We start from the raw sequence: 10,656 nt of genomic DNA, 5'->3' as shown, positions 1-10,656 counted from the left end.
AATTGTGTTCGGCCAAGAAACCTGTGGGAGCTGGCTTGCCAGCGAAGGGGCCGTAACAGACGCCTCAAGGCTTCGCTGGATACTCGCGGTGCATCTCCCACAGTGATCTTCAGTGAACACAAATATTGTGTTCGGCCAAGAAACCTGTGGGAGCTGGCTTGCCAGCGAAGGGGCCGTAACAGACGCCTCAAGGCTTCGCTGGATACTCGCGGTGCATCTGCTCCAGCAACGCATCCTTGTCCTGCCACAACTGATTGATCCAGCCCTGAAACTGCAGGCGATATTCGCCGTCCTGATCGTAGTTCTTGCCGATGAACTGCTGCGGAATTTTCAATTCTTCAAAGTGCACCACCACGTCGCGCACATTGCCGCAGAGCAAATCCCAGAAACCCGGACGCCCGCCCGGATAGTGAATCGTCACGTTGACGATCGATTCCAGTTGCTCACCCATCGCATCCAGCACAAACGCAATACCACCGGCCTTGGGCTTGAGCAGGTATTTGAACGGCGACTGCTGTTGCGCGTGCTTGCCTTCGGTGAAACGCGTGCCTTCGACAAAATTGAAAATTCCCACCGGGTTGTCGCGAAACTTCGCGCAGGTGTTACGGGTGGTTTCCAGATCTTTGCCTTTTTTCTCCGGGTGCTTTTGCAGATAGGCCTTGGAGTAGCGCTTCATGAACGGAAAGCCCAGCGCCCACCACGCCAGACCGATCACCGGAACCCAGATCAGCTCTTGCTTGAGGAAAAACTTCAGCGGCTGGATGCGGCGGTTGAGCACGTATTGCAGCACCAGAATATCGACCCAGCTCTGATGGTTACTGGTGATCAGGTACGAGTGCTGGTAGTCGAGACCTTCCAGCCCGCTGATGTGCCAGCGCGTACGTCGCACCAGGTTCATCCAGGCTTTGTTGTTGCTGATCCACGCTTCGTGGGTATGGCTCATCAGCCACAGCGAAGCACGTCGGGCGAGGTCGAATGGCAGCACCTTGATCAGCGCCACGCAAAACAGAAACGAGCACAGCAGAATCGTGTTCAGCGCCAGCAGCAGCGCGGCGATCACGCCGCGCAAAGGGGCAGGGAGGAAGTCCAGCATTTACACATCCATAGGTCGGTTGGCGGCTTGAATCGCGGTCAAGGCGATGGTGTAAACGATGTCATCGACCTGCGCGCCACGCGGCAAATCATTCACCGGTTTGCGCAAGCCTTGAAGCATCGGACCGAGGCTGACGCAGTCGGCGCTGCGTTGCACGGCTTTGTGGGTGGTGTTGCCGGTGTTCAGATCGGGGAACACGAACACCGTCGCGCGACCGGCCACTTGGCTGTTCGGCGCCAGTTGTCGGGCCACGTCTTGGTTGGCGGCGGCGTCGTACTGCAACGGCCCGTCGATCAGCAGCGAGTGCTGTTGCTCGTGCGCAAGCAGGGTGGCTTCGCGGACTTTCTCGACTTCTTCACCCGTGGCCGACTCGCCACTGGAATAACTGATCATCGCCACTCGCGGGGTAATGCCGAATGCGGCAGCCGAATCGGCGCTTTGCAGGGCGATCTCGGCCAGTTCCACGGCACTCGGATGCGGGTTCATCACGCAGTCGCCATAGACCAGCACTTCCTCGGGAAACAGCATGAAGAATACTGACGACACCAGCGTGCAACCCGGTGCGGTCTTGATCAACTGCAAGGCCGGGCGAATGGTGTTGGCAGTGGTGTTGATCACGCCCGAAACCAGCCCGTCGACCTCGTCCAGCGCGAGCATCATTGTGCCGATCACCACGGTGTCTTCCAGTTGCTGCTCGGCCATTGGCGCATTCAGGCTTTTGCTTTTGCGCAGGGCGACCATCGGCTCGATATAGCGGTCGCGAACCAGATCCGGATCGAGGATTTCCAGCCCCGGCGGCAACACGATGCCTTGCGCGCGCGCGACGGCTTCGACGTCCTCGGGTTTGGCCAGCAACACGCAACGAGCGATGCCGCGCTCCTGACAGATCGCCGCCGCCTGCACGGTGAGCGGCTCGCTGCCTTCGGGCAGGACGATGCGCTTGTTGGCTGCCTGGGCGCGCTGGATCAACTGATAACGGAACACCGCTGGCGACAGACGCATTTCCCGTGGCGTTCCGCAGCGCTGATGCAGCCAGTTGGCATCGAGATGGCTGGCGACGAAGTCAGTGATGATCTCCGCGCGCTCGCGGTCATCGATGGGGATTTCCTTGTTCAGGCCATTGAGCAGGTTGGCGGTGTCGTAGGAACCGGTGCTCACCGACAACACCGGCAAACCGGCCTGCAACGCGCCACGGCACAAGTCCATGATGCGCGGGTCGGGCAGGGTGTCGCTGGTCAGCAGCAGGCCGGCCAGCGGCACGCCGTTCAATGCCGCGAGGCTGACCGCGAGAATGATGTCGTCGCGGTCGCCCGGGGTCACCACCAGCACGCCGGGCTTGAGCAGTTCCACGGTGTTGCGCATGGTGCGCGCGCAGATGATGATTTTGGTCATGCGCCGGGTTTCATAATCACCGGCGTTGAGCACCTGGGCGCCCATCAGATCGGCAACGTCGCGGGTGCGCGGCGCATTGAGTTCCGGCTGGAATGGAATACAGCCGAGCAGACGGAAATCACCGCTGCGCAGCAACGGCGAATGCTCCTTGAGACGCGTAGCAAAAGCCTCCATGCTCTCGTCGGTCTTGACCTTGTTGAGGATCACGCCGAGGACTTTTGGATCTTTCGGGCCACCGAACAACTGCGCCTGCAATTCCACGCGACCGGAGAGTTCGGCGAGCACTTCGTTTTCCGGGGCCGAGACCAGAATCACTTCGGCATCGAGGCTTTTCGCCAGGTGCAGATTGACCCGGGCGGCGTAACTGGCGCTGCGGGTCGGCACCATGCCTTCCACCACCAGCACGTCTTTCCCAACGGCAGCTTGTTGGTACAGGGCGATGATTTCTTCGAGCAGCTCATCGAGCTGGCCGTCGCCGAGCATTCGTTCGACGTGCGCCAAACCCAACGGCTGCGGCGGTTTCAAACCGTGAGTACGCGCCACCAGTTCGGTGGAACGCTCAGGGCCGGTGTCGCCCGGATGCGGCTGGGCGATCGGTTTGAAGAAACCGACTTTCAGTCCCGCCCGTTCCAGCGTACGCACCAGCCCGAGGCTGATGGAGGTCAGACCCACACCAAAATCGGTGGGTGCGATAAAAAAAGTTTGCATGCGGATTCTCTAAGGGTGCATGGCAATGGCGATCATCTATCTCTGACGATCTGCCGAAATTCAGTCGCCAAGGTTAGCGCTAACCGAGCCTTGTGCGCACCAACCGCAGGCAAAGGGTTGGCCTATTTTTTCAATACGTTGCGCGGCGTCCAGCACCCACGCCCGCGTTTGCCATGGCGGCTGATGACGCAGGTGCTGGGTGTGCCCGCAGGAAAGTTCGGCGACCCAGTGACCGTCCTCGTCCTGATGAAAGCCGGTAATCGTCGAATCCCGTTTGTCCGGGTTGTGTTCGCTTTCGAGCGATTGCTTCGCTAAACTTGGCCTTTCTATATTCTTCTGCAAAAGGTCTCGCCCCATGCTGATCGCCGCCAATAAGGCTGTCTCCATCGACTATACCCTGACCAACGACGCTGGTGAGGTCATCGACAGCTCCGCCGGCGGCGCGCCGCTGGTCTACCTGCAAGGCGCAGGTAACATCATCCCGGGCCTGGAAAAGGCACTGGAAGGCAAAACAGTCGGCGACGAGCTGACCGTAGCCGTTGAACCTGAAGACGCTTACGGCGAATACGCTGCCGAACTGGTCAGCACGCTGAGCCGCAGCATGTTCGAAGGCGTTGACGAACTGGAAGTCGGCATGCAGTTCCACGCATCCGCGCCAGACGGCCAAATGCAAATTGTCACCATCCGTGACCTGGACGGCGACGACGTCACCGTTGACGGCAACCACCCTCTGGCCGGCCAGCGCCTGAACTTCCAGGTGAAGATCATTGATATCCGTGATGCCAGCCAGGAAGAAATCGCTCATGGTCACGTCCATGGCGAAGGTGGCCATCAGCACTGATTTCTGCGCTAAGCTTCGAGTACTGGAGAGGCGCCTGCGGGCGCCTTTTTAGTCCGTGGCTGTCCGTGGTGGCGTCACCAAGCGGCTGTTTCGAGTAGAAAACGGGAATCTGGAGTTCGTCATGAGTGCTTTTCACGACCTTAAGTTGACAGCCCTGGATGGTCAGGAGCTACCGCTGGCGCCCTTCAAGGGCCACGTCGTGCTGGTGGTCAACGTCGCCTCCAAATGCGGCTTGACCCCACAGTACGCGGCGCTGGAAAACCTCTATCAGCAATTCAAAGGCAAAGGCTTCAGTGTGCTGGGCCTGCCGTGCAACCAGTTTGCCGGTCAGGAACCAGGCACCGAACAGGAAATCCAGGATTTCTGCAGCCTCAACTATGGCGTGACCTTTCCGTTGTCGAGCAAGCTTGAAGTCAACGGCCATGATCGCCATCAGCTCTACCGCCTGCTGGCGGGGGAGGGCGCGGAATTCCCGGGTGACATCACCTGGAACTTCGAAAAGTTTCTGCTCGGCAAGGACGGTCGGGTACTCGCCCGGTTCTCGCCGCGCACGGCGCCGGATGATCCAACGATCGTGCAAGCGATCGAGAAAGCGCTGAGCTGAGAACACAGCAAGATCAAAAGATCGCAGCCTGCGGCAGCTCCAACATAGGAATGTATTTCCTGTTGGAGCTGCCGCAGGCTGCGATCTTTTCGTTTCTAATCCTTAATCACTTAAATCAATAGTGCTGTTCATTGCTCGCGAGCATCCATATTATCGCCGTCATAAAGCCATTCTCAGTGGAGCTTCACGATGCCCGTCCAAGCCTTGTTCAAACCGTTCCACCTCGGTGCCCTCGAACTGCCGACCCGTGTGGTCATGGCGCCGATGACCCGCTCCTTTTCTCCGGGCGGCGTACCGAACTCCAAAGTCATCGAGTACTACCGTCGTCGTGCGGCGGCGGGTGTCGGCCTGATCATCACCGAAGGCACCACCGTCGGCCATATCGCCTCCAATGGTTACCCGAACGTGCCGCACTTCTACGGCGAAGCGGCGCTGGCCGGCTGGAAGAAAGTGGTCGATGCGGTTCACGCTGAAGGCGGTAAAATCGTTCCGCAGTTGTGGCATGTCGGCAGTGTGCGCCGCATCGGCACCGAGCCGGACGCCAGCGTGCCGGGTTACGGCCCGTCTGAGAAACTCAAGGACGGTCAGGTCGTGGTGCACGGCATGAGCAAACAAGACATCCAGGACGTGATTGCTTCCTTCGCCCAGGCTGCCAAAGATGCGCAAAGCATCGGCATGGACGGCGTGGAAATCCATGGTGCCCACGGTTATCTGGTCGACCAGTTCTTCTGGGAAGGCAGCAACCAGCGCACCGACGAATACGGCGGGAGTCTGGCTAACCGTTCGCGCTTTGCCATCGAACTGATTCAGGCGGTGCGTGCGGCGGTCGGTGAAGGTTTCCCGATTATCTTCCGATTCTCGCAGTGGAAACAGCAGGATTACACCGCGCGTCTGGTGCAAACATCCGAAGCGTTGGGCGAGTTTCTCCAGCCGTTGTCCGAGGCTGGCGTAGACATTTTCCACTGTTCGACGCGACGTTTCTGGGAGCCGGAATTCGATGGCTCCGAGCTGAACCTGGCTGGCTGGACGCGCAAGCTCACCGGCAAACCGACCATTACCGTGGGCAGCGTCGGGCTGGATGGCGAGTTCCTGCAGTTCATGGTCAACACCGACAAGGTCGCGCAACCGGCCAGTCTGGAGAACCTGCTGGAGCGGCTGAACAAAGAGGAATTTGATCTGGTGGCGGTGGGGCGTGCTCTGTTGGTCGACCCGGACTGGGCGCTGAAAGTGCGTGAAGGCCGCGAGCAGGACATTCTGCCGTTCAGCCGTGAGGCGTTGATGACGCTGGTTTAAACGGCGATCTCACTAGCGCTATCGCTGGCAAGCCAGCTCCCACAGGAGTTCCGTGTGACACAAAATTTGTGTTCGCTGTAAATCCTTGTGGGAGCTGGCTTGCCAGCGATGACGGCCTCAAAGTCACCAAAAACCTAAGGCAATGTCTGAGCATTCGGAACAACCTGCTCACCCACACAAGCCCCACGCAGATGGCTTTCAAACTGCTCGATAACGGCCGCCCAACCCTGACGACTCGCATGCTGCCGCGCATTCAGCCGCACACAACGCAACGTCTCATCCACTTCCAGCAACCACGCCGCCGCGTCGCAAAACGCCTCTTCATCCCCGGGCATCGCCAACACACCGTTGTAGCCATGACGAATGTGTTGCGCCGCCGCCGCTTGATCGTAAGCCACCACACCAAGGCCCGAGGCCAAGGCTTCCAGCACCACATTGCCGAAGGTTTCGGTCAGGCTTGGAAACAGAAACACATCCCCCGACGCGTAGTGAGCCGCCAACGCCTCACCCCGCTGTGAACCACAGAAAATCGCTTCCGGCAGTTCCTTTTCCAGCGCCAGACGCTGCGGCCCGTCACCGACCACAATCAGTTTCAGATTGCGCTGTGGATAAGTGCTGCGCAGCTTTTCAAAGCAGCGTTTAAGCAAGCCAAGGTTCTTTTCCGGGGCCAGCCGTCCTACATGAATCACCGCCACGTCCTGCTCGGACAGACCCCATTGCTCACGCAATGCGTTCATGCGTTTGGTCGGGTGAAACAATTGGCTGTCCACACCTCGGGACAACAACGCCAAACGTTCGAAGTGCCGCCGCTCCAGCTCCAGCCGCTGGCTGATGCTCGGTACCAGGGTCATGCTCGAACGATTGTGAAACCAGCGCAGGTAATGCGTGAGCAAACGCGTCAGCAAGCCCAGACCGTACTGGCTGGTGTATTGCTGAAAGTTGGTGTGAAAACCACTCACCACCGAAATCCCCAGACGCCGCGCCGCACGCAATGCCGACAAGCCGAGCGGGCCTTCGGTAGCAATGTAGAGCACATCAGGACGATGACGCTTCCAGCGCCGTAGCAGTTTATGCATCGACGACTGCCCCCATTGCAGCCCCGGATAACCGGGTAATGGCCAGCCCCGGCACAACAACAGCGCATCATCCTCGCAACGCTGCGGATCGCCGCCCTGGCGCGGCCGCACCAGCTCCACCTGATGCCCGCGCGCGCGCAATCCATCGCACAAACGACCAAGGGTATTGGCCACGCCGTTGATTTCCGGAGGGAAGGTTTCGCTGATCAGGGTGATATGTAGAGCTGTCGTCATGACCTCAGTGTCAGCTGAGGCCATGTCGACGCTGTGACGTTCGGATGATGGATTTGTGACTGTCGGTTTAGCGTTGGGCGACTAGATTCTCTGCACCACGCTCACGCACCCAGAACAACGTCGCACCGGCCACCGCAGCCGGCATCATCAGAATGTTGACCACCGGAATCAGCAGCGCCAGATAAACGATGCCGCCGAAGCTCATGCTCTGCCAGCGTTTCTGGCGCAGCCAGGCGAGCATTTCGTTCCAGCCCAGTTTGTGGTTGTCCGCCGGGTAGTCGATATACTGGATCGCCATCATCCATACGCCGAACAACAGCCACAGCGGTGCGGCGACGATGTTCACCACCGGGATGAACGACAGGATGAACAGGCCGATGGCGCGTGGCAGAAAGTAGCCGAGCTTGCGCATTTCCCGGGCGAGGGTGCGTGGCACCATGGCGATCAGTTCGCCCCAGCTGAAGGCCGGGAAGTCGTCGGTGCCACGAACGACCACTTCGACTTTCTCTGCGAGAAAACCGTTGAACGGTGCGGCGATCACGTTGGCGAGCATGGTGAAGGTGAAAAAAACCATCAGTCCGACCAGCACCACGAACAGCGGCCACAAGATGTAGCTTAGAAAACTCAGCCAGTCGGGCAGCGACGGCATCAGGGTGTCGACCCACAGGCTGAACTGGTGGCCGGCCAGATAGATCAATCCGACGAACAGTACCAGGTTGATCGCCAGCGGCAGCAACACGAACAGGCGCAGGCCCGGGCTGAGAACCAGTTTGAGGCCTTCACGCAAATATTGCGGGCCAGAGAGAGCGGGTGCGGGCATACGGTGCTCCGAGCAAGGGAAAACGCGCCGACCTTACCGACTTTGCACAACCTGCGAAAGCGCGGCAGAGCGATCGACATTCACTGTAACAAAGACGTCCATCTCGTCAGTGTGTCGGCATAGAGACCACCTATGAGCTGGATTGTTAAACCGTATTTCCTTAATCTTGCCCCCCTCGATACGCTGCACCCAACTTTTTACAGGACTGTCGAGCTCAAGCCTTCCCCAAGGTTTTCTACGGTCCTTTTTTATTACCGCCGGCAGCCCGGCGTTCCGCGCATGGTTTTCGGCGCGGTCAACAGGAGCAGGTCATGTCTGAAGTCCGTCATTCGCGAGTGATTATTCTCGGTTCCGGCCCTGCCGGTTACAGCGCCGCCGTCTATGCCGCCCGTGCCAACCTCAAGCCGCTGCTGATCACCGGCATGCAGGCTGGCGGTCAACTGACCACCACCACCGAAGTCGACAACTGGCCGGGCGACGTCCACGGTCTGACCGGCCCGGTGCTGATGGAGCGCATGCGCGAGCACGCCGAGCGTTTTGAAACCGAGATCGTTTTCGATCACATCAATGCCGTGGACTTCGCTTCCAAGCCGTACAGCCTGACCGGCGACAGCGCGACCTACACCTGCGACGCACTGATCATCGCAACCGGCGCCAGCGCCCGTTACCTCGGTCTGCCGTCGGAAGAAGCATTCATGGGCAAAGGCGTTTCGGCCTGCGCAACCTGCGACGGTTTCTTCTACCGCAACAAGCCAGTGGCTGTAGTCGGCGGCGGCAACACCGCTGTTGAAGAAGCCCTGTACCTGGCCAACATCGCCAGCACCGTGACCCTGATCCACCGCCGCGAAACCTTCCGCGCCGAGAAGATCCTGATCGACAAGCTCAACGCTCGCGTAGCCGAAGGCAAGATCATCCTCAAGTTGAACGCCACCCTCGACGAAGTGCTGGGTGACAACATGGGCGTGACCGGCGCGCGTCTGAAGAACAACGACGGCAGCTTCGACGAAATCACCGTCGACGGCGTGTTCATCGCCATCGGCCACACCCCGAACACTTCGCTGTTCGAAGGCCAGTTGACCCTGAAAGACGGTTATCTGGTAGTGCAGGGCGGCCGTGACGGCAACGCTACCGCGACCAGCGTCGAAGGTATCTACGCTGCTGGTGACGTGGCTGACCACGTTTACCGTCAGGCGATCACCTCGGCCGGTGCCGGCTGCATGGCTGCACTGGACACCGAGCGTTACCTGGATGGTCTGCAGAACGCTTCGTTCTAAATCGCAGACACAAAAAAACCGGCTTCGGCCGGTTTTTTTATGCCCGTTATTCACTGACGCCGCAGCCCCAACGTAGGAGTGAGCCTGCTCGCGATAACGGTTTTACATTCAACACATGAGTCGACTGATACACCGATATCGCGAGCAGGCTCACACCTACAGGGGAATGGCTTTGCCGCTGAATTTAGCGGCGAGTCAGGGGTTGGGCAGTGAATTTCACACCGGCCAGGCCGTGAGCGATCAGCGCACGGATGTTGCCGTGGTCGCTGCCTTCAGGTGTTGCCACTACCGAGCGGTAATGTTCGCCGAAAGCCAGCAGCGCTTCTTCATCGCTCAAGCCTTCCAGCAGCGCCAGACCGAGGGTCTTGCACGAACCTTCGTTTTGCCCGGCAGCGTTTTCCACGCCGCCGTTGTTGAACGCTTGAGGCTGGTAGTCGTAACCGTCGGCGATAAAGGCCAGGGTGTCGGCGAAAGCGTGTTCGCCGCTATTGAGGCTGGCGCGCAGGGTATTCAGATCAGGCATCGGGTTTTCCTTTGGCGAACGCCGCTTGTTGTTCGGCGCTGGCTTCTTGCTGAAATAGGGCTTTCCACTCGGCGTACGGCATGCCGTAAACCACTTCACGGGCGTCGTCGAGGCTGACCTCAATCTGGCGCTCGTCGGCGGCAGCCTTGTACCACTTGGACAGGCAGTTGCGGCAGAACCCGGAAAGGTTCATCAGGTCGATGTTCTGCACGTCCTTGCGGCTGTCCAGATGGGCGACCAGCCGGCGGAAGGCGGCGGCTTCGAGTTCGAGGCGTTGTTGCTCGGTCATGATGGGCTCTGTGCAGTCAAATCGTGGTGCGGATGATAAAAGTCTGGCGGCCAATGCGCCAGACACGCTCAGCGGCTGGCGGCGAGCGTGATCGATACCGACTCGGCAAAACGCAGCGCATGCGGCTTGTCGACTTCGACCTCGGCGTACAACACCGAACCGTTGCTCATCACCAGATCCAGCAGCTCCTGGGTCAGGCGTTCGAGCAGCGCAAAACGATTACCTTCCACGTGGGCGATGATTGCCTTGGTGATGGTGCGGTAGTTCAGCGCATGGTCGATATCGTTGTCGCGCACGGCCTCCTGCGCGGCATACAGGATGGTCAGGTTGATCAGCACATCCTGCTTGTTGAGGATCTCGTCCTCGTTGATCCCGATAAAGGTGCGCAAGCGCAGATCCTTGACCCGGATGCGCGCCATTCCCGGCTGAAGTTGTGGCATTTACTTGCTAGGGCGAATCCATTGCAGGGACTGCTGACGGGTGTTGGTCGACTCGCGGGACGCGCCGTG

General features: G+C 59.4%; 12 protein-coding genes. 4 read left to right on the top strand and 8 right to left on the bottom strand.

Annotated elements, in window-relative coordinates:
* Positions 1-187 precede the first annotated feature (187 nt).
* Genes ACIOZM_RS29930 through ACIOZM_RS29920 form a run of 3 tightly spaced genes read right to left on the bottom strand, consistent with a single transcriptional unit; the run spans position 188 to position 3,580 of the window.
* The gene (locus tag ACIOZM_RS29930; RefSeq protein ID WP_401220861.1) at positions 188-1,093 is read right to left on the bottom strand and encodes an acyltransferase; all 906 of its coding nucleotides are present in this window, start codon (positions 1,091-1,093) and stop codon (positions 188-190) included.
* The gene (gene pta / locus ACIOZM_RS29925; RefSeq protein WP_401220859.1) at positions 1,094-3,193 is read right to left on the bottom strand and encodes a phosphate acetyltransferase; all 2,100 of its coding nucleotides are present in this window, start codon (positions 3,191-3,193) and stop codon (positions 1,094-1,096) included.
* 60 nt (positions 3,194-3,253) lie between these two features.
* Entirely contained in the window at positions 3,254-3,580 is a 327-nt protein-coding gene (locus tag ACIOZM_RS29920; protein ID WP_401220856.1) for a DUF3565 domain-containing protein, read from the bottom strand.
* Between ACIOZM_RS29920 and ACIOZM_RS29915 the strand changes: the two genes are divergently transcribed.
* From ACIOZM_RS29915 to ACIOZM_RS29905, 3 genes are all read left to right on the top strand, one after another.
* Entirely contained in the window at positions 3,549-4,034 is a 486-nt protein-coding gene (locus tag ACIOZM_RS29915) for a peptidylprolyl isomerase (protein ID WP_401220853.1), read from the top strand. The genes ACIOZM_RS29920 and ACIOZM_RS29915 overlap by 32 nt on opposite strands.
* Positions 4,035-4,155: 121 nt before the next feature.
* Positions 4,156-4,638 (top strand): glutathione peroxidase, encoded by a 483-nt coding sequence (locus tag ACIOZM_RS29910; RefSeq protein ID WP_401220850.1) that lies wholly within the window; start codon positions 4,156-4,158, stop codon positions 4,636-4,638.
* A gap of 189 nt (positions 4,639-4,827) precedes the next feature.
* Positions 4,828-5,931 (top strand): NADH:flavin oxidoreductase, encoded by a 1,104-nt coding sequence (locus ACIOZM_RS29905; protein ID WP_401220847.1) that lies wholly within the window; start codon positions 4,828-4,830, stop codon positions 5,929-5,931.
* A gap of 134 nt (positions 5,932-6,065) precedes the next feature.
* Here ACIOZM_RS29905 and ACIOZM_RS29900 read toward each other — a convergent pair whose 3' ends face one another.
* Complete coding sequence (locus ACIOZM_RS29900; RefSeq protein ID WP_401220844.1) at positions 6,066-7,265, bottom strand: glycosyltransferase family 4 protein; 1,200 nt, start codon at positions 7,263-7,265, stop codon at positions 6,066-6,068.
* 43 nt (positions 7,266-7,308) lie between these two features.
* The gene (gene cysZ / locus ACIOZM_RS29895) at positions 7,309-8,061 is read right to left on the bottom strand and encodes a sulfate transporter CysZ (protein WP_401220841.1); all 753 of its coding nucleotides are present in this window, start codon (positions 8,059-8,061) and stop codon (positions 7,309-7,311) included.
* 311 nt (positions 8,062-8,372) lie between these two features.
* Between cysZ and trxB the strand changes: the two genes are divergently transcribed.
* Entirely contained in the window at positions 8,373-9,335 is a 963-nt protein-coding gene (trxB, locus tag ACIOZM_RS29890) for a thioredoxin-disulfide reductase (RefSeq protein WP_401220838.1), read from the top strand.
* Between the two features lie 184 nt (positions 9,336-9,519).
* On the opposite strand, the gene ACIOZM_RS29885 is transcribed toward trxB, so the two are convergent.
* From ACIOZM_RS29885 to folX, 3 genes are all read right to left on the bottom strand, one after another.
* The gene (locus ACIOZM_RS29885; protein ID WP_401220835.1) at positions 9,520-9,858 is read right to left on the bottom strand and encodes a HopJ type III effector protein; all 339 of its coding nucleotides are present in this window, start codon (positions 9,856-9,858) and stop codon (positions 9,520-9,522) included.
* The gene (locus ACIOZM_RS29880) at positions 9,851-10,147 is read right to left on the bottom strand and encodes a DUF1244 domain-containing protein (protein WP_401220832.1); all 297 of its coding nucleotides are present in this window, start codon (positions 10,145-10,147) and stop codon (positions 9,851-9,853) included. Before ACIOZM_RS29880 ends, ACIOZM_RS29885 begins: the two co-directional genes overlap by 8 nt.
* 68 nt (positions 10,148-10,215) lie before the next feature.
* Complete coding sequence (gene folX, locus ACIOZM_RS29875; RefSeq protein WP_007914273.1) at positions 10,216-10,587, bottom strand: dihydroneopterin triphosphate 2'-epimerase; 372 nt, start codon at positions 10,585-10,587, stop codon at positions 10,216-10,218.
* Positions 10,588-10,656: the final 69 nt, after the last annotated feature.

The organism is Pseudomonas sp. NPDC087346 (assembly GCF_044744235.1).
GTDB lineage: Bacteria > Pseudomonadota > Gammaproteobacteria > Pseudomonadales > Pseudomonadaceae > Aquipseudomonas.
This window is presented reverse-complemented; position numbering and strand designations above follow the sequence as displayed.

Bases quoted from the DNA above. Each gene is read 5' to 3' on its own strand.
- ACIOZM_RS29930 (WP_401220861.1), bottom strand. From the start codon at position 1,093: ATGCTGGACTTCCTCCCTGCCCCTTTGCGCGGCGTGATCGCCGCGCTG.
- pta (WP_401220859.1), bottom strand. From the start codon at position 3,193: ATGCAAACTTTTTTTATCGCACCCACCGATTTTGGTGTGGGTCTGACC.
- ACIOZM_RS29915 (WP_401220853.1), top strand. From the start codon at position 3,549: ATGCTGATCGCCGCCAATAAGGCTGTCTCCATCGACTATACCCTGACC.
- ACIOZM_RS29920 (WP_401220856.1), bottom strand. From the start codon at position 3,580: ATGGAGACAGCCTTATTGGCGGCGATCAGCATGGGGCGAGACCTTTTG.
- ACIOZM_RS29910 (WP_401220850.1), top strand. From the start codon at position 4,156: ATGAGTGCTTTTCACGACCTTAAGTTGACAGCCCTGGATGGTCAGGAG.
- ACIOZM_RS29905 (WP_401220847.1), top strand. From the start codon at position 4,828: ATGCCCGTCCAAGCCTTGTTCAAACCGTTCCACCTCGGTGCCCTCGAA.
- ACIOZM_RS29900 (WP_401220844.1), bottom strand. From the start codon at position 7,265: ATGGCCTCAGCTGACACTGAGGTCATGACGACAGCTCTACATATCACC.
- cysZ (WP_401220841.1), bottom strand. From the start codon at position 8,061: ATGCCCGCACCCGCTCTCTCTGGCCCGCAATATTTGCGTGAAGGCCTC.
- trxB (WP_401220838.1), top strand. From the start codon at position 8,373: ATGTCTGAAGTCCGTCATTCGCGAGTGATTATTCTCGGTTCCGGCCCT.
- ACIOZM_RS29885 (WP_401220835.1), bottom strand. From the start codon at position 9,858: ATGCCTGATCTGAATACCCTGCGCGCCAGCCTCAATAGCGGCGAACAC.
- ACIOZM_RS29880 (WP_401220832.1), bottom strand. From the start codon at position 10,147: ATGACCGAGCAACAACGCCTCGAACTCGAAGCCGCCGCCTTCCGCCGG.
- folX (WP_007914273.1), bottom strand. From the start codon at position 10,587: ATGCCACAACTTCAGCCGGGAATGGCGCGCATCCGGGTCAAGGATCTG.